The sequence below is a fragment of the Nocardia albiluteola genome, from assembly GCF_018860155.1.
Taxonomy (GTDB): domain Bacteria; phylum Actinomycetota; class Actinomycetes; order Mycobacteriales; family Mycobacteriaceae; genus Nocardia; species Nocardia albiluteola.
Map to the genome: position 1 here is coordinate 63,420 of NZ_JAHKNI010000023.1, position 20,892 is coordinate 84,311.

The 20,892-nt window shown below is 69.4% G+C and carries 22 protein-coding genes; 11 read left to right on the forward strand and 11 right to left on the reverse strand.

Annotated elements, in window-relative coordinates:
* Positions 1-305 precede the first annotated feature (305 nt).
* A complete protein-coding gene (locus tag KO481_RS39605) occupies positions 306-1,979 on the forward strand; it encodes a cation:proton antiporter domain-containing protein (protein ID WP_245402180.1) in 1,674 nt (557 codons plus the stop codon).
* On the opposite strand, the gene KO481_RS39610 is transcribed toward KO481_RS39605, so the two are convergent.
* Together KO481_RS39610 and KO481_RS39615 are read right to left on the reverse strand one after the other, a co-directional pair.
* Positions 1,956-2,183, reverse strand: a complete 228-nt coding sequence (locus KO481_RS39610) for a hypothetical protein (protein WP_215923691.1) — start codon at positions 2,181-2,183, stop codon at positions 1,956-1,958. The two genes, KO481_RS39605 and KO481_RS39610, sit on opposite strands and share 24 nt — an antisense overlap.
* Positions 2,184-2,567: 384 nt before the next feature.
* A complete protein-coding gene (locus KO481_RS39615; protein ID WP_245402194.1) occupies positions 2,568-3,467 on the reverse strand; it encodes a cobalamin biosynthesis protein in 900 nt (299 codons plus the stop codon).
* A 548-nt stretch (positions 3,468-4,015) separates the two neighbouring features.
* Here KO481_RS39615 and sigJ point away from each other — a divergent pair.
* Positions 4,016-4,951, forward strand: a complete 936-nt coding sequence (sigJ, locus tag KO481_RS39620; RefSeq protein WP_308166959.1) for an RNA polymerase sigma factor SigJ — start codon at positions 4,016-4,018, stop codon at positions 4,949-4,951.
* A 24-nt stretch (positions 4,952-4,975) separates the two neighbouring features.
* Here sigJ and ald read toward each other — a convergent pair whose 3' ends face one another.
* Complete coding sequence (gene ald / locus KO481_RS39625; protein ID WP_215923694.1) at positions 4,976-6,088, reverse strand: alanine dehydrogenase; 1,113 nt, start codon at positions 6,086-6,088, stop codon at positions 4,976-4,978.
* A gap of 162 nt (positions 6,089-6,250) precedes the next feature.
* Between ald and KO481_RS39630 the strand changes: the two genes are divergently transcribed.
* The 3 genes from KO481_RS39630 (at position 6,251) to KO481_RS39640 (ending at position 7,826) form a co-directional block, all read left to right on the forward strand.
* Positions 6,251-6,766 (forward strand): gamma carbonic anhydrase family protein, encoded by a 516-nt coding sequence (locus tag KO481_RS39630; protein WP_215923695.1) that lies wholly within the window; start codon positions 6,251-6,253, stop codon positions 6,764-6,766.
* A 200-nt stretch (positions 6,767-6,966) separates the two neighbouring features.
* A complete protein-coding gene (locus KO481_RS44175) occupies positions 6,967-7,098 on the forward strand; it encodes a hypothetical protein (RefSeq protein ID WP_281066288.1) in 132 nt (43 codons plus the stop codon).
* Positions 7,099-7,205: 107 nt separating this feature from the next.
* Positions 7,206-7,826, forward strand: coding sequence for a TetR/AcrR family transcriptional regulator (locus KO481_RS39640; protein ID WP_215923697.1), 621 nt, complete (start codon positions 7,206-7,208; stop codon positions 7,824-7,826).
* On the opposite strand, the gene KO481_RS39645 is transcribed toward KO481_RS39640, so the two are convergent.
* Complete coding sequence (locus KO481_RS39645) at positions 7,823-9,565, reverse strand: Eco57I restriction-modification methylase domain-containing protein (protein ID WP_215923698.1); 1,743 nt, start codon at positions 9,563-9,565, stop codon at positions 7,823-7,825. The two genes, KO481_RS39640 and KO481_RS39645, sit on opposite strands and share 4 nt — an antisense overlap.
* Before the next feature lie 189 nt (positions 9,566-9,754).
* Here KO481_RS39645 and KO481_RS39650 point away from each other — a divergent pair, with 189 nt between their 5' ends.
* Positions 9,755-10,597 (forward strand): glycosyltransferase family protein, encoded by an 843-nt coding sequence (locus KO481_RS39650; RefSeq protein ID WP_215923699.1) that lies wholly within the window; start codon positions 9,755-9,757, stop codon positions 10,595-10,597.
* Here KO481_RS39650 and KO481_RS39655 read toward each other — a convergent pair.
* The 3 genes from KO481_RS39655 to KO481_RS39665 form a co-directional block, all read right to left on the reverse strand.
* Positions 10,584-11,387: an MspA family porin gene (locus tag KO481_RS39655; RefSeq protein WP_215923700.1), complete on the reverse strand. Its 804-nt coding sequence runs from the start codon at positions 11,385-11,387 to the stop codon at positions 10,584-10,586. The genes KO481_RS39650 and KO481_RS39655 overlap by 14 nt on opposite strands.
* A gap of 74 nt (positions 11,388-11,461) precedes the next feature.
* The gene (locus KO481_RS39660) at positions 11,462-12,067 is read right to left on the reverse strand and encodes an MspA family porin (protein ID WP_215923701.1); all 606 of its coding nucleotides are present in this window, start codon (positions 12,065-12,067) and stop codon (positions 11,462-11,464) included.
* Between the two features lie 225 nt (positions 12,068-12,292).
* Entirely contained in the window at positions 12,293-13,096 is an 804-nt protein-coding gene (locus KO481_RS39665) for a nuclear transport factor 2 family protein (protein WP_215923702.1), read from the reverse strand.
* A gap of 125 nt (positions 13,097-13,221) precedes the next feature.
* Here KO481_RS39665 and KO481_RS39670 point away from each other — a divergent pair, with 125 nt between their 5' ends.
* A complete protein-coding gene (locus KO481_RS39670) occupies positions 13,222-13,929 on the forward strand; it encodes a SanA/YdcF family protein (protein ID WP_215923703.1) in 708 nt (235 codons plus the stop codon).
* A gap of 4 nt (positions 13,930-13,933) precedes the next feature.
* On the opposite strand, the gene KO481_RS39675 is transcribed toward KO481_RS39670, so the two are convergent.
* A complete protein-coding gene (locus tag KO481_RS39675) occupies positions 13,934-14,872 on the reverse strand; it encodes a GlxA family transcriptional regulator (RefSeq protein ID WP_215923704.1) in 939 nt (312 codons plus the stop codon).
* Between the two features lie 141 nt (positions 14,873-15,013).
* Here KO481_RS39675 and KO481_RS39680 point away from each other — a divergent pair, with 141 nt between their 5' ends.
* Complete coding sequence (locus KO481_RS39680) at positions 15,014-15,433, forward strand: DUF6010 family protein (RefSeq protein ID WP_215923705.1); 420 nt, start codon at positions 15,014-15,016, stop codon at positions 15,431-15,433.
* A gap of 44 nt (positions 15,434-15,477) precedes the next feature.
* On the opposite strand, the gene KO481_RS39685 is transcribed toward KO481_RS39680, so the two are convergent.
* Both KO481_RS39685 and KO481_RS39690 read right to left on the reverse strand, forming a co-directional pair.
* Positions 15,478-16,137, reverse strand: a complete 660-nt coding sequence (locus KO481_RS39685) for a class I SAM-dependent methyltransferase (RefSeq protein WP_215923706.1) — start codon at positions 16,135-16,137, stop codon at positions 15,478-15,480.
* A gap of 57 nt (positions 16,138-16,194) precedes the next feature.
* On the reverse strand, positions 16,195-17,805 hold the full coding sequence (locus KO481_RS39690) for a dolichyl-phosphate-mannose--protein mannosyltransferase (RefSeq protein ID WP_308166960.1): 1,611 nt from the start codon (positions 17,803-17,805) through the stop codon (positions 16,195-16,197).
* 14 nt (positions 17,806-17,819) lie between these two features.
* Here KO481_RS39690 and KO481_RS39695 point away from each other — a divergent pair, with 14 nt between their 5' ends.
* Both KO481_RS39695 and KO481_RS39700 read left to right on the forward strand, forming a co-directional pair.
* Positions 17,820-18,311: a Rossmann-fold NAD(P)-binding domain-containing protein gene (locus KO481_RS39695; RefSeq protein WP_215923707.1), complete on the forward strand. Its 492-nt coding sequence runs from the start codon at positions 17,820-17,822 to the stop codon at positions 18,309-18,311.
* Positions 18,308-19,267 (forward strand): alpha/beta hydrolase family protein, encoded by a 960-nt coding sequence (locus KO481_RS39700; protein WP_215923708.1) that lies wholly within the window; start codon positions 18,308-18,310, stop codon positions 19,265-19,267. The genes KO481_RS39695 and KO481_RS39700 overlap by 4 nt, the downstream gene beginning before the upstream one ends.
* Before the next feature lie 138 nt (positions 19,268-19,405).
* Here the strand turns inward: KO481_RS39700 and KO481_RS39705 are convergent, their stop codons facing one another.
* Positions 19,406-20,242, reverse strand: a complete 837-nt coding sequence (locus KO481_RS39705) for a hypothetical protein (protein ID WP_215923709.1) — start codon at positions 20,240-20,242, stop codon at positions 19,406-19,408.
* 119 nt (positions 20,243-20,361) lie between these two features.
* Between KO481_RS39705 and KO481_RS39710 the strand changes: the two genes are divergently transcribed.
* Positions 20,362-20,814 (forward strand): Lrp/AsnC family transcriptional regulator, encoded by a 453-nt coding sequence (locus tag KO481_RS39710; protein WP_215923710.1) that lies wholly within the window; start codon positions 20,362-20,364, stop codon positions 20,812-20,814.
* Positions 20,815-20,892: the final 78 nt, after the last annotated feature.

Sequence of the window (20,892 nt, forward strand, 5' to 3'; positions counted from 1 at the left end):
GTGTGTGAGGGAGTGTAGCCCGCTGCCTCGACCTCAGGGATCCCGGCACCGACGCGAAAGTCTCACGGGCAGACCATAATCGGCGAGAGCCGGCGGGTGATGCGTAAGACCGCCGCCTCGAGTCGGGCGATCGCGGTTATCCGGACCGGGATAACCACTACGCCAGGGCTGTTCAGCGCTAGCAAACACTCGGCATCGAGTCCGCACCGCTCGTTCCCGAAAAATGATCAGCCAAACGTCAATGAACCATTAAAGTTGTACCAGGCGGGTCGGGAAGTCTGGTCGACGATTTCATCGTCCATGTCATGAGGTTTTTCCATGCCCTTATCCCCACCACCTCGATCGATTCCGTTCTCCGCCATCGGATCTCGTTCGGGTCCGGTACCCGCCGCATTGGCGCGGTCGCGATGAGCGCGGTATCGCCGTTCGCCGCCGCCGTCCTCATCGCCGCCCTCGTGGGCCTGGCGGCCGTGCTGTCCAATCGGCTGGGGCGATGGGTTCCGGTACCCGTGTCGGCACTGTTCCTGGTGGGCGCGGCGCTGGCCTCCGATGTCTGGCCCCGCCTCGAGACCATTCCGTTCGATGCCGTCGAGCAGGTGGTCACGGTCGCCCTGGTGGTGATCCTGTTCGACGGCGGCATGCAGATCGGCTGGCGGCAGTTCCGGGCGAACGCCGGCGCCATCGCGTGGATCGGCGTGGCCGGAACGCTGGCGACGGCCGCGGCGCTGGCGCTGGCCGCGCACACCCTGTTCGGGCTGGGCTGGCGGATCGCGCTGCTGCTGGGCACGGCACTGTCGCCGACGGATCCGGCGGTGGTGTTCTCGGTGCTGGGCCGCCGCGAGATCGGCGGCCGCAGTGGGATTTTGCTGCAGGGCGAGTCCGGGGCCAACGACCCCGTCGGGATCGCGCTGCTGGTCGTGCTGCTCACCGCGACGCGGGTCGATATGCGGTCGGTCGGGGCGGTGGCCACCGGGTTCGCCGTGCAGATCGTGGTCGGCGCGGTGGTGGGCCTGGTGGGCGGGCTCGGGCTGCTGTGGTTCATGCGGCGGGTACCGCTGCCCGCGGCCGGGATGTATTCGCTCCGAGTTCTGATGTGCGCCATGGCAATCTACGCCGCCACCACCCTCGCGCACGGCTCCGGATTTCTCGCCGTGCTGGTCGCGGGCGTGGTGATCGGGGGGCAGCGCGCGCCCTATCGCGCGGAGATCGAGCGATTCCATTCGGCGCTGGCCAATCTGGGCGAGATCGTCGCATTCGTCATGCTGGGCTTCACCATTCAGGTGACCGGACCGCACGGGGTCGTGCAGGGCGGCGCCTGGTGGATCGGGCTGGGCCTGGCGATACTGCTGACCGTGGCGATTCGCCCCCTGCTGGTCGGCGCGCTGACCTGGCGCATCCGGCTCGAGCGTGGCGAACGGCTGTTCGTGCTGTTGACCGGGCTCAAGGGCGCGGTGCCGATCCTGCTGGGCAGCTTCATCGTGCACGCGGGGGTGCCGGACGCCCGGCGCGCCTACGAGATCATCTTCGTGGTGGTGGCCTTCTCGGTCATCGTGCAGGGCAGTGCCGTACCGATCCTCGCGCAGCGGCTCGGGCTGCCGCTGCGGACGGTGAATCCGCGGCCCTGGACCATGAATGCGCGATTCGAAGAAGAGCCCGAGAGCCTGCACCGGTTCACCGTCGCGGCGGGTTCGACCGCCGACGGCGCCACGGTCGCGGGACTGTCCTCGGAGGATCTCTGGGTGAGCGTGATCATCCGGCGCGGCCGGTTGGTGACCGTCACCCCGGAGACCCGGCTGCGCAGCGGCGATGAGGTGCTGGTGCTGGCCGAGCCCGCGGCCACGCCCGTCGTCGCCGCGCTGTTCCGGACCGATCCGCTTGGGCCACAGGCTCTTTCGCGCGGTCCGAGCGCCACCGGCCGCCGCTACTTCCGGTCCGCATCGCTCTGGTTCGAGCGGCTAGCGCCAGGCGGCTCGCAGTGACTGCGTGTGATTCATCGGCCGCCCCAGGATCGGTCCCTGCCGGTCGGCGCCCCGATCGTGGCGGACATAGGAGTTGTAGAACCCCAGGATCACGATGCCGCCCCACGCGGTGAGAAACACACCCACCCCGGGGGCGCCGATGCACAGCCCGAGGAATATGGCCGCCCACACCACCAGCAGTACCGCATCGAGAACTTTCCCCATCGCATCCCCACTTCCCCGGCGGCGAAATACCGCCGACAACTGGGAGTTTATGCCGATGTAACACGGCCGGGTTTACATCCAGACGGAATCAATACGCATATCTGCCGCCGGTGAGCGCAATGGCGGCGATACATTTCGGTCCGCCTCGACCAGCGAGCCGCGAGCGCCGGCGCAGCGCCGCACGATGTTCCGGCAGCGGTCGAATGTCGCAGCGCCGCACGACGTTCCGGCGGCGGTCGATGTGAGGGCCGCGGCTGGGCATTCCGATCCCCTCGATCACCGAACCTCGGACGCAGCGCCCGCGCGACATTGCGGCGGTGGTCCGGCCAGGTACCTGTCGGGCATGACACCGGCGTACTCGCGTCGGCCGATGCGACGCCGCTGTCAGAAGGCGAGGGCTGCGGCGGCCGCTGTACACGCCGCGGCGCATTGAACGGCCGCGGACAGGCGCACGGCGCGGCGCAGATCGGCGACGTGGGGCGCGGGACCGTCGCCGAGGGTGGGGCGGATCTCGATGCCGTGCCGGTACTCCGTGCGTCCGCCCAGGGTGATGCCGAGCGCACCGGCCATCGCCGACTCCGCCACGCCCGCATTGGGACTCGGATGCTTTCCGGCATCGCGGCGCCAGGCGCGCAGCGAGGCCGCGGGGCTGCCACCGGCGAGCGGGGCCAGCGCCGCGGTCAGTGCGCCACTGAGCCGGGCCGGGAGCAGATTGGCCAGGTCGTCGGTCCGGGCGGCGGCCCAGCCGAAGTCGCGGTAGCGCTCGTTGCGGTAGCCGATCATCGCGTCCAGCGTGTTCACCGCGCGGTAGCCCAGCAGGCCCGGAATGCCCGCGATCGCACCCCACACCAGCGGCGCCACGGTCGCGTCGGAGGTGTTCTCGGCGATGGATTCGACTGCGGCACGGGCCAATCCGTCCGCATCGAGAACCTCGGGATCGCGCCCGCACAGCGACGGCAGCAGCGCCCGCGCCCCGTCCACATCGCCCACCTCGAGCCGATCCGCCATCTCCCGTCCGGTCCGCGCCAGCGTCGTCCCGCCGAGCACCGTCCAGGTGGCCAGCGCGGTCAGCGCGGCCGAGGCGACGAACCGCGCCGCCGCATCGCCACCCCGCGCGGAGCCCGCCCGCTGCGCCACGACGCCGACCAGGACCGTTCCGCCGACAAGCACCGCCTCGTGCATCACTCCCGCACCCCGGCGCGCGCGATACGTCCTCGACTCCAACGCCGCAGCGGCCGAACCGAATCCGGCCACCGGATGCCACCGCCGCGGATCCCCGAGCATCCGGTCCAGCGCAAACCCCAGCACCAGCCCCACTGCCGTCGACCACCGCGTACTCACCGAGCGAGGGTAACCCGGCCGACCGACTCCACCGGCACTCCCTGTCCGCCGCAATCACCGCCGGTCCGGTCCGGCCGGGCCCAGTCCGCCGGACCGGACCCAGCAGGCCATGCTCGACACGTGCAGCGGGCCCGGCTCGGCGGCCGGGTCCGACAGTTCGGGCCCAGTTGGTCGAATCCAGCGGGCCGAGTCCGGCGGGCCCGTCCCGGCAATCCCGTCCCGGCAATCCCGTCCCGGCAATCCCGTCCCGGCAAGCCCGTCCCGGCGGGACGGGTCCGGCGGGACGGGTCCGGCGAGTCGAGTCCGGCGAGTCGAGTCCGCCGGATCCGGCGAGCCGAGCGAGCCGAGTCCGGCGGGTCGAATCCAGCGGGTCGAATCCAGCGGGTCGAATCCAGCGGGTCGAACGCGCGAGCACCGGCCGCGGTGAGTTTCTGTCGGAGTAGGCCGATAGGCTCACCACGGGTGTGCGACGGACGTTAGGGATGCTGGCAGTGACTACCGATAACCCCGACGATGTCGATGGGATCGACCGCGCGGAGCTGGCGCGCCGGTTCGAGGAGCATCGGCCGTATCTGCGACGGCTGGCATACAGCACGCTGGGCAGTCTCACCGATGCCGACGACGTGGTGCAGGACGCGTGGCTGCGGCTGCAGCGATGGCACGAAAATCGTTCCCCCGGTGAGCGAATCGACAATCTGCGCGCCTGGCTGTCCACCGTGACGGGCCGGCTGGCCCTGGATCAGCTGGGTTCGGCGCGCGCCCGCCGCGAGCAGTACGTCGGCGAATGGCTGCCCGAGCCGGAGGTAACCACCATCGACGATCCCGCCGACCGCATCACCCAGGACGAGCGGGTGACGACCGCCCTGCTGGTGGTGCTGGAATCGCTGACCCCGGCCGAACGCACGGCCTTCGTCCTGCAGGACGTCTTCGGCATGTCCGGACCCGAGGTGGCCGAGGTGGTGGGCCGCACCCCGGCGGCGGTGCGCCAGCTGGCCTCGCGCGCCCGCAAACACGTCGAGCAGGGCACCCCGCGCTTCCCGGCCAGCCACGACGAGCAGAAGAAGGTGGTCTCGGCGTTCGCGCTGGCGTGGCGCTCGGGCGACCTGAGCGCCCTGCTCGGCGTCCTGGACGAGAACGTGCTGCTCACCGCCGACGGCGGCGGCAAGGTGCCCGCCATCCGCCAGCCGGTGCGCGGCGCCGAGCTCATCGCCAAGATGTTCCTGGGCTGGTACCGCGCCGGTGCGGGCGCGTGGGGCCGCATGGTGGAGGTCAACGGCGCCCCCGGGCTGCTGGTCTTCGACGGCACGCATACCGGGGTGTTCTCGTTCACCATCGACAACGGCAGCATCACCGCGATCAACGCCGTCCGTAATCCCGACAAGCTGCGCAATCTGCCGACCGAGGGTGAGCCGGACTGGTACCTGTGACGGCTGGGCCGGGCCCCGGCTTCCTCACACCCCGGACGGCCCGCCGATCGCGACGAGCCCGTGTGCCTGCGCGACCTCGGCCGACAACAGGTGTCCTGCATCGGCAGTCAGCCCGTGGCCCAGGCCCGGGTGGGAGCGGCACGCCGCGCGCCAGCCGTGATCGGCGATCGCGCGGACGTACGGCAGGGTGGCGTTGGTGAGCGCCACGGTCGCCGTGTGCGGCACCGCGCCGGGCATATTGGCCACACAGTAGAACAGCACGTCGGCCACGCGGAAGGTGGGGTTGTCGTGCGTGGTGGGATGCGAGCTCTGAAAGCATCCGCCCTGGTCGATGGCGATATCGACCAGCACCGAGCCGGGTCGCATCCGGGCCACCAGGCTGTCGGGCACCAGTTGCGGCGCCCGTGCGCCCGGCACCAGTACGGATCCAATCACCAGATCCGCGGCGAGCACCGCCCGTTCGACCTCGGCGGTATTGGATCCGACGGTGGTCAGCCGGCCGCCGAAGCGAGCATCGAGCTCGCGCAGCCGCACCAGATTGGTGTCGAGCACCGTGACGTGCGCACCCATCCCGACCGCGACGGCCGCGGCGTTGGAGCCCGCGACGCCGCCGCCGAGCACCACCACCTCGGCCGGGCGAACTCCCGGCACACCGCCGAGCAGCACCCCGGAGCCACCGTTCGGGGACATCAGATGATGCGCGCCGGCCTGGACGCCGAGCTTGCCCGCGACCTCGCTCATCGGCGCCAGCAGCGGCAGCGATCCGGCGGGACCGCGCACGGTCTCGTAGGCGACCGCGGTGATCCCCGAGCGCAGGACCGCCTCGGTGCACTCCCGGGAGGCGGCCAGGTGCAGAAAGGTGAACAGTACCTGTCCTGCCCGCATCCGCGAATATTCCGGTGCGATGGGCTCTTTCACCTTCAGCACCAGTTCGCCCTCGCGCCAGGCCTCGTCGGCCGAGGGCACGATCCGTGCACCGGCGGCGAGATATTCGGCGTCCGGGAATCCGGATCCCTCCCCCGCGCCGGTCTCGACGAGCACCTTGTGCCCGTACCTGTTCAGCTCGCCCGCACCCGCCGGAGTCAGTGCGACCCGGCGCTCCTGCGGTTTGATCTCGCGCGGCACCCCGATTCTCATACCGCCATCGTCGTCCACCACCCACCCACACGCCACGATCCACGCCCGCGATTCGCAGATTGGCTACCAGAAGGCAACTGCGCGACCGCATCCTCACCACAGTGGACAGCTTCCCGAGGCGTCCGTACGGCGTACGACCGGGGCGCGGGTAGGTTGACGATCATGATGATCCAACTGGGTGAGCACAGTCCGCAGGTCGACGAGTCGGCGTGGATCGCGCCGAACGCGACGGTGATCGGGCGGGTGCGCCTCGGTGAGCAGGTCGGCATCTGGTACTCGGCGGTGCTGCGCGGCGACCTGGAGGACATCACGATCGGCGCGCGGACCAACATTCAAGACGGCTGCGTACTGCACGCCGACCCCGGCTTCCCGCTCACGGTCGGTGCCGGAGCCTCGGTGGGGCACAACGCGATCCTGCACGGCTGCACGGTCGGCGACGACGTGCTCGTCGGTATGGGCGCCACCGTCCTGAACGGCGCGGTGATCGGCGCCGGCAGCCTGATCGCGGCCAACGCCCTGATCCCCGAGAACGCCCAGATTCCGCCTGGCTCGCTGGTCGCCGGCGTGCCCGGCAAGGTCCGGCGCGAGCTGGGCGAGGCCGAGCTGGACCGGATTCGCCTCAATGCCGCGGTCTATCTGAACAATCTGGCCGTGCACCGCGACGGCATCCTGATGTGACACATCACACACACGCCGGGACCGCGCAGAGAACTCTTGCTAGCATCGTCCCAGCGTGCCCGTGGTCCGGCCCGCGGAGCCGAGTCGGCAGGCGGGACACGGCAATTCCGTTCCGGGGGCGGCACGCGAGTGTTGGGCAAGGAGGTTTCACGGTGTCGTACGAGCAGAACGGTATGCACCGACCCACGGGGCGAATCAGTGTGGCCGATATTGCCGCACAACCGGGGGGCATCGAGGCGCTGCAGCGCCGTGTTCACGAATTGCGCTCCAGTGGAATAGATTTCGCTGCCAATGCGATCGAGCGAGAGATGGCGGCGCTGAACCTGCGCTGAGTGGGCGGGACGGTCGCCGCGGCGGTGCGCGGCCGGTGAGACAATGACTCTCCATCCGTTCCGCCGTCCCCCATCGAACGCAGCCCCACCGATCGACTGGAGTCCCGATGCCGTCTGTACCCCCCATCCTGGCGCGGATCCTGGAGAAGCCGCGGGCCGACGGCGAGCAGCTGCTCGAGAGCGCCCTGTCCGCATTCCTGGACTTCGGCATCAAACGCACCAGCATGGGCGAGATCGCCCGGCGCGCGGGCATCAGCCCGGCCACCCTGTACCGGCGCTTCGAGTCGAAGAACGAGCTGGTCGAGGCGGTCGGCGTGCGGGAGGCTCAGCAGTTCATCGCCGATATCGACCGGCGGGTACAGGACATCGCCGACAACGAGGATCAGCTGGTCGAGATTTTCGTCGTCTTCATCACCGCGCTGGCGCGCAACGAGCTGTTGCAGCGGCTGCTGCGCACCGAACCCGAGCTGATCCTGCCGCGGCTGACCATCGAGGCGGGGCCGGTGCTGGCGGTCGGTCGCGCCTATCTGGCCGACAAGCTGCGCGGCCTGCAGAAGGTCAACGACGAGTTGGACTTCGACGCCGACCTGGTCGCGGAGGTCATGGCGCGGCTGGCGCAATCCCTGGCGCTGACCCCCGACGGCCTGATCCCACTCGGCGACGAGCACGCCGCGCGCGAATTCGCCCGCAGCACACTGCTACCAATGCTGGGCGGGCACCGGCGCTAGGGCGCCGGCAGGTCCGCGCCGACGCCGAATGCCGCATTCACCCGCTCGTCGAGGACCCGCGGGTCCGGATCGACACCGGCGTCCACGCAGGCGCGCACCCACGCCGCCAAGGCGACCGCGGACGAGGACGAAGGATCCGGAACCGGTAGCCGCGCAACGTATTGCGTGATCCACCGCCGCCGCCCCGCATAGAGCCGGTTGCCGCACACCGCGTCGTAGAAGCGCAGCCCCAGCGCCGAATTCGCCACCCCCATCAGCAGATAGGCGAGCGCATCGCTGCCGATGTCGGGAAGCGACATCCAATAGCAGTCGCCATTGACGATCGCTCCGCTCCGATCCAGCGCAAAGCGCGGCGCGACACTGATATCGGGAAAGACCAGCTTGGGATGCCGCCACAGATGCGGTCGCTGCGGCACCCAGATCTCGAACCATTCCCGCCCGCCCGTGGTCACGTAGTCGCGGGCGGCCAGCACGTCCTTGTGCTCGGCGAGATAGGCTGCGGCCGCGGGGAATTCGGCCAGGTCCACCGGGGTGCGGCGCTGCCGGTTCACGTCGTAGGGGTACAGCACCCGGGTCGGATGCGCCCGCGTGATCCGCCACGGCGCGAGGTCGTGGTGGGTCAGCAGATCGAACAGCAGCTCCGATTCCGGCCGCGGCCGCCGCCGCTCCCAGTCGTCGGAGATGAACACCCGGTCCGCGGTCGTCTTGATGCCCACGCGGATTCGCGCCACCTCGCCGAACGTCCGCCAGGTGCCCGCGCGAACCTGGCGCAGCCAGGCGTCGATCCCGGGCCGGGACATCCGCCACGGAGTCGCGGGATCCACCACCGATTCGCCGCCCGGCACGGAACCCCCCGCGTCACCGGAAGATCCGCCCGGCCCGGGGAACTCACCGGGGTCGAGCAGGCCCGTCTCGATCACGATGTGGCGGCCGTCGTGCCGCACCGAGCAGTCCCGCGCCGCCGACAGCGCCGCGAAAAGATCCGTCCCGCAGCCGGGTTCGCCGTCGGCCTCGTAGGCGGAGACGTAGCGACAGGGGACGCGCAGCGGGGCCCGCACCGCGACGGTGACCGCGGGCAGCACCGCCGCCTCGAACAGCTTGGTGTCACCGAGATCGTAGAGTTCGACCGGGGCCAGCTCGGCGCGCAGCAGGGCGCGCAGATTGGCACCCGCCCTCGTGGTCAGAAAGCGGTTGGCACACAACAGGCCCAGTACGCCGCCCGGCCGCAGCAGCCGGGGAACACTGGCCACGAAGGGGTGGGTCAGGTCGATCCGCCCCCGCAGGCCGAACCGGGTGCTGAGCATCCGGGCGGTCGCCGCGCCCAGCTGCTGGGTACGGACATAGGGCGGATTGGTGATGACCGCATCGAAGGAGTGCTTCTCCAGTTCCGATGCCGCATAGAGGAAGTCTCCGACGCGCCAGTCGACGGACAGCCCGGCCGAGCGCTCGCGCGCCACGGCCACCGCCTCGGGATCGAGGTCGTATCCGGTCAGGCACAGCGCAATCCCGGGAAATCGCTGCGCGGCGGCCCGATGCACCGCCAGCAGCAGTTCACCGTCGCCACACGCGGGATCCAGGATCCGCAGCCGTCCGTGCGGCACAACGTGTTCCAGCATCCGCTCGGCGAGGAACTCGGCGAGCCGGACCGGGGTGTAATGCCTGCCGTGCCGCTTGCGCACCCCTGCCCCGGCGGCCGCACTCACCCGCCGGTCCGCCGCGCGCCCGCCCCGGCCGTCCATACCGGCACATTCTGCCCGGGACAGCCCGCGAAGTCCGGGTGACGAGCCGATACGCTGCCGAGTGGAGCCACAGATGCTGGCACGTCAGCCGAAAGCGAGCCCGAATTGCCGCCGCCCACCGACCGGATGAGGTTCGTCGTCACGATCGCGCCGCCGGCGTCGTACCGGTACCGGGAGGCATTTCGCGAGGTGGCTGAGACCGTTCATGCCGCGCTGCTGCGCCTGGGCCACGTCAGCATCCTGTCCGACGACCTGCGAATCCCCAACCGGCGGCACATCGTATTCGGCAGCAACACGCTGTCGTGGTGGGACCTGGAGGTTCCGGACGACGCCATTCTCTACAACCTCGAGCAGATCGTGCCGGGATCGAAGTGGGCGCAGGACGAATTGCTGGCGCTGTTCCGCCGCCACACCGTCTGGGATTACAGCCGGTACAACGTCGCGGCGCTCGCGGCGGCGGGCGTGCGGAACGTCCAGCATGTGCCGATCGGCAGCGTGCCGGAGTTGGAGCGAATCCCGGCGGCCCCGGTGCAGGACATCGATGTGCTGTTCGTCGGCGAGCCCAACGACAGACGGCGCGCGCCGATCGAGCGACTGCGCGAGGCCGGGGTAAACGCCCGGGCGGTCAGCAACGTCTACGGCGCATCCCGCGACGCGCTGTACGCGCGGGCGAAAATAGTCCTGAACATCCACTACGACCTGCGGGTCTTCGAAATCGTCCGGGTCTCGTACCTGCTGGCCAACGGCATCTTCGTGGTGTCCGAGGACTGCGTGAACGACGACGAGACCACGGAATTCTCCGATGCGGTCGTCTTCACCGGATACGACCGGATCGTCGAGACCTGTCTGCGCTATCTCGCCGATCCCACGGCGCGAGCCGTCCGTGGCGCCGCGGGCCGGGAGATCATGCGGCGCAGGCCGGCCGCGCGGTACCTGCACGACGCCGTCCTGGGGCTCCGCGCCGCACCGGACGGCCCTCGCCTCGACCGGGCCGTCGACCCGGCCGAGGCGCCACGGCTCAGCCGAGGCTGAAGGGCTTGCCCCAGAGCGTCTGCGTGGAGTCCATGACGTTGTCCTGGATGACGATCGTGGTGTACGAGCGGGCCTCGGCGTATCCGGCGCAGCCATCGATCGAGATCGTGTGGTCGACAAACTGATTGGTGCCGGAGGTCCCGGTGAAGTTGTAGACCTGGATCTGCTTGGTGGCCACCTGGCCCGGCTTGAGCGTGATCGACATCGACGGGTCCATGTACGGCGTCGGGGTCGAACCATTGAAGGTCACACCGCTGTACCCGGTGCCGACCGTCAGTCCGCCACCACCGCCGCCGCCGCCCCCACCGCCGTTGCCGTTGCCACCCCCGCCTCCGCCGCCCCCACCGCCGTTGCCGTTGCCGGCGGCGTCGTTGCCGCCGCCCTGATCCCCGCCGCCGTCGCCGTTGCCGTTCTGCGAGTTGTTGTTCTGCCCGGAGGAATCCCCGCTGGCGTTGGCGTGCACGCCGGACCCGAGATCGATCTGGCAACCGACGAGGTAGCCGGTCTCGATGTGCCCGCCGGTGACCTTGATGTTCGCCGGCGCCTTGGCATTCACCGTCGACACCGCCGAGACCCACGCATTGCGCGAGAGCGGGCTCGCGGCCATCGATCCGGAGATCGTCGCGCTCTCCCCGGTTCGGTCGACGTGCACCTGCACCCCGTCGTGGGTGGTGTACCCGGCATGGCCGTCGGGCAGCGGCACGCGCGTGTCCGCGTCGGCCGTCCCCGCGACGAGCAGCAGCGGCACGCACGCGCCCGCCACGATCGCACTCCCCAGCGCACCTCGCACGGCACGGTTCCTCTCCTGCGGGCCGAAAATCTTTGCGGCGCCGGCGTTCATAGCAAATCTCGTCCCCATCGCGATCACCCGATACTGAACGGCTGGCCGTAGAGGGTCACCTCGGCGGTGCCGCGGTCGTTGGTGACGGTCAGCGTGCTGTACGCACGTGCCTGCGCATATCCCGCACACCCGCCGACCTGCACGCCGCGGTCGTGATATTCGACGCCGATCGCGCCCGCCTTGGGGTCGATCTTCTTGGTGTCGAACTTGACCTGTGCCACGGCGCCGGGCACCAGGTTGATGCTGGGCACGATCTCCGGCGTCGCGCTGCTGGGGCTCACATACATATCGCCGCCGAGCGAGAGCCCGCCGGACAGGTCGACCTGGCAGCCCACCAGATATCCGGTGACCAGCTGACCGCCGGTGGCACCCGGAACAGTGGCGAAGACGGTGGCGGACATGCTGGCGGTGCGCGAGAGTCCGTTGAAGGCGATCGATGGGGAGATGACGGCCTGTTCGCCGGTGCGGCTGAAATCGACCCGAATGCCGGTCGCGGTCGTCAGGGCTTGTCTGCCGTTGGGTAGCGGTACCACGGTATCCGCATGCGCTGCGCCACATCCGAGCAGCACGACGGCCAGCCCCGCCCCTCCGCGCGTGAGCCAACGACCGGCTCCGGTAACCAGATTCATATTTCCTTCATCAGTCGGACGACTGGCAAAAATCCATATGCCAGGGCAAACGCAGCCTACGCTTGTTGATCTAGGTAAGCATCAGCTGTGAATCAGCCGGGAATTCGCGGTGAGCGGGGTCGGATCGATGGCTTTCCGGAACAGGATGCCAGGTCATAGCCGTGTACAGAATTGACCGGAGAGTACTCCGTTCCAACCGGTGAGAATAGCCGACCCTCCGGTCCGCTATTCGGCGAGAAATGCGCGCGCGGCCGCGATCTGCCCGCCGCGCGCCATCATGATTTCCACGATGCCGCGGCGCGCCTGGCCCGCCTCCACCGAGATTGTCACGTAGCGCCCGGCGACAAGGGTCTTGCCGGCCTCGGCCCCGGCGGCCCGCGCGACGAACTCCTCCGCGTCCACCACCGTTCCCGCGGGCCATTCCAGCACCGCCCCCGGCGCCAGCGCCGCGCGCACGGCCCGGGCATTGCCGCGCGCGGCCTGCTGCAGCAGCTCGGTCGCCTTCCGCCGCCCCGCCGGGCCGACCCGCACGAATCCGCGCGCGAAACCCAGGGCGCCGCCCACTCCCTGATTGCCCAGCAGCTGCGGGGTCAGCTTCGCCCCCGCGGCCAATCCCCGCGGGCCGGCGCCGAGCAGCTGCGCGATCATCGTCGGAAGCTCCCAATGCGCGTGCAACGTAACGATTTTCAGCTCGCCCCCCACCCGCTCGACGTCGTACCGCAGATGCATCGGCACCCGCAGCGTGACGCCGGTGGACATGGTGGTCTCGATATCCAGATCCCGGTAGACGGTCATCCCGCACACCACATCGTTCTCGACGAAGAATGCGATGCCGTTGGGCCCGATGAACGTGTCGTAGAAGCGCTCGATCGCCGCCCGCCCGGTATGCGGGCGCGATCCGACCGGATCCTCGACAGTGGCGCCGGGCGCGAACAATCCCACCCAGGCGGCGCGGTCGTGTGCGGCCACGGCCCGAGGCGACGCCTCGACGGTGGCCAGGAGTTCGGCGGCGGATGCGTTGGCGGACATCATTTCCCTTCGTGACGTGGGGCGACAGGCCCACGAACCAACCTATAACCTGTTCTATTTCGTGTGGGGTGAACGAGTGTAAATTCATTACCTCTCGGGCCCGGCAATCGGGCAGACTGGCGGCCATGGGTCTGCGTACAGCGCCGGCGGGGGCGGGAACTCGCACGAAGTCATGGCTGCGGCCGAGACGACTGCTGAGCATCGCGGCGGTGGCCGCGCTCGCCGCGGTGGTGGTGGCCGGCGCCTCGATCGGATGGATCCGATATCGCGCGCACGGCCTGGAGTACTCCACGGCGACCGTGCCGTCCTCGGACGTGGCACTGGTGCTGGGCGCGGAGATCTACCCGGACGGGCGGCCCTCCCCCTATGTCGCCGCCCGGCTCGACCTTGGCGCGGACCTGCTGCGGGCGGGCAAGGTGAAGGCGCTGCTGCTGTCCGGCGACTACGGCCACCGGGACTACGACGAGCCCGATGCCATGCGCAAGTACCTCGTCGGCAAAGGAGTGCCCGCCGACAAGCTCGCCGTCGACTACGCCGGCTTCGACACCTACGACTCCTGTTCGCGGGCATACCGCATCTTCGGTGTACGCCGGGCGATCGTTGTCACCCAGGACTTCAGCGTCCCGCGCACCGTCGCACTGTGCCGCTCGGTCGGCCTCGAGACCACCGCGGTCGGCGACCACACCCAGGCGCACAACCTGACCTACGACAAATGCTGGGTGCGCGACCAGCTCGCGGCCACCAAGGCGATCTATTCGATTGTGGTGCAACCCGATCCGATCCTGGGCCGCCAGGAGACCACGGTCCGCGACGCGATGGCCGCGAATCGGTAACCCGTCAGCGGAAGGTGCGCCGATAGGCGTGCGGGCTGACGCCGGTGGTGCGCTTGAAGCGGTCGCGGAACGCGGTGGGGGAACCGAATCCCACCACGGCGGCGATGCGGTCGACGGTGTGATCGGTCGTCTCCAGCAGGTGCTGAGCCCGCCGGACGCGGGCCCGCCGCACCCACTGCAGCGGAGTGGAACCGGTCTGCTCGCGAAAGTGCCGGATGAGGGTGCGCGGGCTGGTCCCGGCCCGGGCGGCGATGATCCCGACGGTCAGCTCCTGTGCCAGATTGTCCTGCAGCCATTGAATTGTCGGCTCCAGCGTCCCGCCCCGCGGGGTCGGCGGATGCGGCTGCACGATGAATTGCGCCTGTCCCCCTTCGCGTTCCAGCGGCATCACCGACAGGCGTGCCGCATCGGCCGCCACCGCGGAACCGTAGTCGCGGCGAATCATGTGCAGGCACAGGTCGAGTCCCGCCGCCGCGCCCGCGGAGGTCAGGATCCGGCCGTTGTCGACGTACAGCACATCAGGATCGACATCGATGTCCGGATGCATCGCCGCCAGCAGATCCGCGGCGGCCCAGTGCGTGGTGGCGCGCAGGCCGTGCAGCAGTCCGGTGGCCGCCAGCGCGAAGGTGCCCGAGCAGATCGAGGCGATCCTCGCACCGTCCGCGGCAGCCTCCAGCAGCGCCGCGCGCACCGACTCGGGCAGCGCGGTCACGGGCTCGGCGGTGCCGGGAACGACGACCGTATCCGCGCCGCGCAGCCCGTCCAGGCCCCACGGCGCGCGCAGGGTGAACAGCCCGGCGTCGACCTCCGGACGCCGCGCGCAGATCCGGATTCGATACCCCGGACGGCCGTCGGCCAGCCGGGTGCGGGAGAACACCTCGATCGGGGTGGACAGGTCGAACGGGATCACCCCGTCGAGCGCGAGGACGGCCACGGTGTGCATGGTCCGAGCCTAGCCCCGGGTTGGCGCTTTTCCGTTGGGGGTTGTCGAAAATGCCACTGGGCGGTGGTCAGCGGCGCACCTAGCGTCGTCGGTGGGTTCGCCCCGGAGCCCGGACACCCACTGCCCGAGGAGATTTCGTCCATGTCCTACGTCGCGCCGATCGTGATCGGCATGCTCTACGCGCTGCTGAACTCCCTCATTCGCGAGCCGCACCGGCGCCGGTTCAATGCCGTCATGGTGGCCGGAGCCGGCGCCGCCTATCTCAGCGGCGGCGGGTTCGGCGTCTGGGAGCTTCCGTTCGCCGCCGTCATCACCTACTGCGCCTACCGCGGCCTGGAATCGTGGCGCTGGATCGGCGTCGCCTGGCTACTGCACAGTGGGTGGGATCTCCTGCACTATCTGAAGGGACATCCGATTCTGCCTTTCGCACACAATTCCTCGCTGGGATGCGCGATCTGCGATCCCGTCATCGCGGTGTGGGCGATCCGCGGCGGACCGGGCCTGCGTGGTGATGGTTTCCCGCGCCGGTGGTCCCGCCGGGCGCAGCCGGAAACCGCCTGATCACCTGGCATCTCTCGGCGACGGCCCGGACCGCCACTGCGATCTCACCCGGGCAGGCTCTGCATCACCAGCCACAGCCGGCGGGGCAACTCCCCTTCCTCGAAGCTCTCCACTCGCTGCAGGGTCCACCCGTCGGCGAGGGTGTCGACCAGCTCTCGGGAGAAGAAGTGCACCGCGAATCCGCCGTGCTCGAAAATATCGTCGCCGCGGGCGATTCCGGCCCCGTAGTGCGCGTCGCCGGTGTGCCGCACCGTGTACACCAGCGTCCCGCCGGGCCGCAGCACCCGCCGGACCTCCGCGCCCAGGGCGAGGATTTCCTTGGTGGACAACGCCATACACAGCAGCATGTGGGCGAACACGGCGTCGACCGACGCATCGGCCAGCGGAAGCGGTTCGCGCACGTCGGCGACCGCCGTCTCGACGGACAGCCCGTCGACCCGCGCCCGGTCCTGTAATTGGCCGAGCCCGGTGGAGCTGAAATCGGTTGCCCGCACGTGAAATCCGAGGCGGGCCAGATACAGCGCGTCCCGGCCGTGCCCCGCGCCCAGCTCGAGCACGTCGCGCGCACCGGCGTCCCGGAATACCGCGCCCGCCTCGATCGCGGCCTGCGAGGGCTGGTCGCCGTACATCTCCGGATGTGCCCGATAGGTCTGCTGCCAGTGTTCTCGCTGGGTGTCGGCCGGGTCCCGCTCGGCGTCCCGCATGCCCTCATCCTGACCGACGGGCACCCGCGGCCCGGACACCGGGTGCCCGCGCCGCAGTCAGCGCCAGCTGGGCAGCCAGAGGTGGGCCTGCCAGTTGCCGACCGTGACCGGCCAGCCCGTCATGATCGGCCATAGCCAGGCGAAGTTCGCCACGACCAGCCCCACGTACAGGCACACCAGCATCAGGCTCAGTGTTTGCCGTTCGCCGCCGGCCAGGAACCGGGACGCGACCGCAGCCGGATACAGGCCGGGCCCGGAGCCGCCCGGATACGCCGCGGCGCGCGCGAACGGGGCGGGGCCGAGGATGTCGCCGAGCACCAGCGCGATGCCGATCACCAGGAACGGAGCCATCGGCACCGCGTAGAAGAAGTACATCTGCCGGTCCAGATCCATGAACCACGGCAGCAGACCGGCCAGGTACCCCACCAGCATCGCGGCGTACCGCCAGTCGAAACGGGTCACCGTCCGCCAGATCCCCCACCCCAGCATCGGCAGCGACACCCACCACATCGCGGGCGTGCCGATCAGCATCACCGCCGACACGCACGACGCCTGCCCGCAGCCGGTGACCCCGGTGTCGGCGTAGTGGTACAGCATCGGCCGCAACCCCATCGGCCACGACCACGGCTTGGACTCCCACGGGTGGTGGTAACCGGCCGAATTGGTCAGGCTCTCATGGAATTTCAGTGATTCGCCCTGGTTGTGCCACAGCGAGCGCAGCGCGTCCGGGATCCAGGACCAGGTGCCCCCGGCGCCGATCGCATTGCCCACCGAGTACCGGTCGTAGCCGTCCTCGCTGGCGAACCACAGGCTCCAGCTGCCCAGATAGACCAGGATCGGCACGAGGACCAGCGTGGCGAGCGCGGGCACGACGTCGCGCACGATCGTGCCCAGCCACGGCCGCGGCACCCCGTACGCCCGCCGGGCGGCCACATCGAACAGCACCGACAGCAGCCCGAACGCCACGATGTAGTACAGCCCGGACCACTTCACGCCGGTCGAAAGTCCCAGCAGCACACCGGCACCGAACCGCCACCACCGCACGCCCAGCCGGGGGCCCCACGCGCTCACCGCGATACGCCCCTGCGCATCCGCGCGGGCCAGCCGTTCGCGCACCACGTCGCGGTCCACGATCAGGCAGCCGAACGCCGCCACCACGAACAGCGCCTGGAAGATGTCGAGCATGCCGATGCGCGAGGTGACGAACGTGACGCCGTCGCAGATAAGCAGAATTCCCGCGATCGCGCCGAGCATCGTCGAGCGGGTCATCCGGCGCGCGATCCGAACGACGAGCAGCACCAGCACGATTCCGACGATCGCCGCGGAAAACCGCCAGCCCCACGGGGTGTAGCCGAAGATCGCCTCCCCCAGTGCGATCATCTGCTTCCCGACGGGCGGGTGCACGATGTAGCCGTAGGCCGCGTTGTCCTCCACCCCACCGCCGTTGAGCATTTCCCAGCCCTGATGGGCGTAGTACTTCTCATCGAAGGTCGGCGTGCCGCCATCGGTCGGGTACTGCAGATTCAGCAGCCGGGTGATCGCGGCGAACGCGGTGATCACGAGCGTGACCACCCACCCGCGCAACCGATCCGCGGGCCCGAAATCCGGGGACGGGCGTCGCGGCGCCGGACTGGAGGAGCTCGGTCGCACATCGATCACCTGGGCCACAGTAGTGATGGTATGTGGTCGCCCTCACCACCGATCCTCGGCGTTGCGCGCCGAGTCGCGCGGTTTCCGGCGGCCGGCATGTCACCGCCACCGTGCGCGGCTCCGGGCGGACCCCGCTGCATGAGCTCACCGGCACCCACGGCGAACGACTCGAGATCGAGACGGTCGACATCACCGAGCCCGCGCAGATCGCGGCGCTGCGCGACCGGCTGGCAGGGCGGCGGTTCGATCTGCTGTTCGTCAACGCCGGGGTCACCAACGAACCCGAAGGCACGGTGGCCGAGACCTCGACCGAGGAGTTCACGGGCACCATCGCGGTGATGTCCTCGGGCCAGGGCAGCGTGACCAACAACGTGAACGGCGGCCACGAGGTCTACCGCGCATCCATTGACAAAGCGGAGCGCTGTTCCATATTGTTTCGGAACAGCGCTCCGTTTTCATGCCGGGCGCGGACACTCCCGCGACGCCGACCGTGCGCGCGGAACTCGATGAAAGAGGCGTTATGAGCACACCGTTCACCGAAGCCGCCGGATTCCCGATCGCTACCGCATCCACCCCCGTCATCGCCTTCGCGCCGGTGGTCCTGCCGGTGCCGGGCCGGACAGTGGACCTGCGGGTCAAGGTCTCCGCACCCGCCACGGGGAGCGATTTGCCGGTGATGCTGCTGTCACACGGCCACGGACCGTCGAACTTCGTATCGTCCCTGCACGGCTACGGGCCGGTCGCGGACTTCTGGGCGGCGCACGGCTTCGTCGTCATCCAGCCGACCCACCTGGATGCGATGATGCTGGGCCTGCGCGAAGCCGACGACCCCGATGCGCCGCTGTACTGGCGCTCGCGGGCGCGGGACATGCACCACATCCTCGACCACCTCGATCTGATAGAGGCCGCCGTTCCCGGACTGAGCGGGCGCCTGAACCACGACCGGATCGCGGCGGTCGGGCATTCCATGGGCGGGCACACGGTCGGGCTGCTGTGCGGCCAGCAGGTCACGGTCGAGGGAACTCCGGTGGATCTGGCCGACGCCCGGGTCAAGGCGGGTGTGCTGATGGCACCGGCGGGCGGCGGTCAGGACGTATCCGCCTTCGCCGCGGAGCACTATCCGGTCCTGCGCGCCACCAGCTTTGCGACGATGACGACTCCCGCCCTGGTGATCGTCGGCGACAACGATTGGAGCCCGCGCTTCTCCGAGCGGAAGGACTGGCGCAGCGACGCGTACTTCCACAGCCCGGGCCCCAAGAGCCTGCTGACGCTGTTCGGCGCGGAGCATGGCCTGGGCGGGGTGTCCGGGTACGACGCGAAGGAGACAACCGACGAGAACCCCGAGCGTGTCGCCGCGCTCCGGGCGCTCACCTGGGCCTACCTGCGCAGCACGCTCTACCCCGGCGACTCCGCCTGGGCCGATGCGATCGCCGCGCTTCGCGATATGCCAGAACCCTTGGGGCGCATCGAATCCAAGTAGGACCCGCGCGGTGCGGGCGGGACCGGCCATCACCCTCGGCGCGACAGCAGGGCCGTCCCGACGATCGGGTCGGGCGCATCGTGCACCAGGTGCGCCCCCACACCGCGACTCCACCTGCCGGGCCGCCCATTCATCGACTCACCGCCTGAGACCACCGGCTGCGGCACTCTCGAGAACCGCACTCCGATGACCGGATACTCCGGCCTGCAACGTATTTCGTCCCCAGCCGACCAGTCGGCGAAACAGGTGATCCATAGCAAACAGTCCGATCAGGGCGATACCGAATGCCGCAGCGCCCCACGGGCGCAGGCCGTAGGCGAGCGTCAGGGCGAAGGCCAGAGTGCCCGGGCACGAATGCAGGGCGCCGTTCAGCAGGTTCTCGGCCGCGGGGAATCCCGCCCTGCGGTGGGTGGTGAGGGTGATGATCCACAGGCCCACGGGTGCGCAGGCCAGCAGGCCCGCCAGATGCGCGCCCAGCACCGGCTCGAATTCGGTGAGGCACACCATGATCGAGGCGATGACCAGCATCCGCACAGGCAGCTCCCAGCGCGCGGGCTTCGCCGTCGAGGCGGGCGCGGCCACCGGCGGCCACATCAGCAGACCGGCCGCCGTCGCGACGACGACAAGGACCGCCATAACGGGTGCGGATCCGATCGCGGCCACGAGTACCAGTGCGGCGCCGATGATTCCGAGCGTGACCACGACCGCCGCCAGCGGGCTCCGAAGCCGATGGCCGAGACGGCCGTATCCGACGCCGAACACAACCACCACCAGCAGACCGGAGGCCACGCCCGCGGCGGCCTGCGCGGCAGCGGTTCTGCCGTCGGTGATCAGAATGATCGCGAGAAAGGGGAAGGAGTAGAGGGGCAGACCGGCCACCCGGCCCCCGAGTCGGTGACCGAGCCGTCGCTGGAGCGCAGTTATCACAAGGATCGTCATCACCGGCAAGGCCACGCGCAGAATCAGAACATCCATGCGGTTCACGTTTCCATGACATCTTCCGAATATGGATCGTAAATCCGTTGATACAGGTGCATCTCACCGATCAAAACTCGACACTTGCCTCGATAGGCCGAGTTATTCACAATCAATGCATGGACGATATCGACCGCTCACTGGTCCGGCTGCTGATGCGGGACGCCCGACGCACCTACAACGAACTCAGCAAGGATGTGCGGCTCTCGGCGAACACCGTCGCCGACAGGGTGCGCCGCCTGCACGCCTCGGGCGTCATCGGCCGCTTCCGGGCCGAGTTGGATCCCGCCGCACTGGGGCGCGGTTTGAGCATGGTCGCCGACGTCCGCCTGCGCGACGATATCGACCGCCTGAGCTTCGAGATCGCGGTTCGCTCTGTCCGCCAGGTGGTTTCGGGGGCTCGAATGACCGGGGAGTACGACTACCAGCTGCGCCTGGCCTGCATCGACCCGGCGGAGTACGAGACCGTGGTGGATCAGCTCAAGCGCCAGCACGGCGTCCGGGAGATCCGCAGCCGGCTCGTGTTGCACGACATGGACATCGATGCGGGCAATCTCCTCGATTTGGACTGATCACCCTGCGCCCCATGCACTTTCCGCACTGATGGGTGCCACCGGACCATGCGAATCACCGGAGTGGATGCCGAGCGC

Excerpts from the sequence above, each read along its gene's own strand:
- KO481_RS39610 (WP_215923691.1), bottom strand. The coding sequence starts at position 2,183 with ATGGGGAAAGTTCTCGATGCGGTACTGCTGGTGGTGTGGGCGGCCATA.
- KO481_RS39670 (WP_215923703.1), top strand. The coding sequence starts at position 13,222 with ATGGGTCTGCGTACAGCGCCGGCGGGGGCGGGAACTCGCACGAAGTCA.
- KO481_RS39710 (WP_215923710.1), top strand. The coding sequence starts at position 20,362 with ATGGACGATATCGACCGCTCACTGGTCCGGCTGCTGATGCGGGACGCC.
- KO481_RS39660 (WP_215923701.1), bottom strand. The coding sequence starts at position 12,067 with ATGAATCTGGTTACCGGAGCCGGTCGTTGGCTCACGCGCGGAGGGGCG.
- KO481_RS39615 (WP_245402194.1), bottom strand. The coding sequence starts at position 3,467 with ATGCTCGGGGATCCGCGGCGGTGGCATCCGGTGGCCGGATTCGGTTCG.
- KO481_RS39685 (WP_215923706.1), bottom strand. The coding sequence starts at position 16,137 with ATGCGGGACGCCGAGCGGGACCCGGCCGACACCCAGCGAGAACACTGG.
- KO481_RS39640 (WP_215923697.1), top strand. The coding sequence starts at position 7,206 with ATGCCGTCTGTACCCCCCATCCTGGCGCGGATCCTGGAGAAGCCGCGG.
- KO481_RS39700 (WP_215923708.1), top strand. The coding sequence starts at position 18,308 with ATGAGCACACCGTTCACCGAAGCCGCCGGATTCCCGATCGCTACCGCA.
- KO481_RS39605 (WP_245402180.1), top strand. The coding sequence starts at position 306 with ATGAGGTTTTTCCATGCCCTTATCCCCACCACCTCGATCGATTCCGTT.
- KO481_RS39645 (WP_215923698.1), bottom strand. The coding sequence starts at position 9,565 with ATGGACGGCCGGGGCGGGCGCGCGGCGGACCGGCGGGTGAGTGCGGCC.
- KO481_RS39630 (WP_215923695.1), top strand. The coding sequence starts at position 6,251 with ATGATGATCCAACTGGGTGAGCACAGTCCGCAGGTCGACGAGTCGGCG.
- ald (WP_215923694.1), bottom strand. The coding sequence starts at position 6,088 with ATGAGAATCGGGGTGCCGCGCGAGATCAAACCGCAGGAGCGCCGGGTC.
- KO481_RS39680 (WP_215923705.1), top strand. The coding sequence starts at position 15,014 with ATGTCCTACGTCGCGCCGATCGTGATCGGCATGCTCTACGCGCTGCTG.
- KO481_RS39705 (WP_215923709.1), bottom strand. The coding sequence starts at position 20,242 with ATGGATGTTCTGATTCTGCGCGTGGCCTTGCCGGTGATGACGATCCTT.
- KO481_RS39675 (WP_215923704.1), bottom strand. The coding sequence starts at position 14,872 with ATGCACACCGTGGCCGTCCTCGCGCTCGACGGGGTGATCCCGTTCGAC.
- KO481_RS39665 (WP_215923702.1), bottom strand. The coding sequence starts at position 13,096 with ATGTCCGCCAACGCATCCGCCGCCGAACTCCTGGCCACCGTCGAGGCG.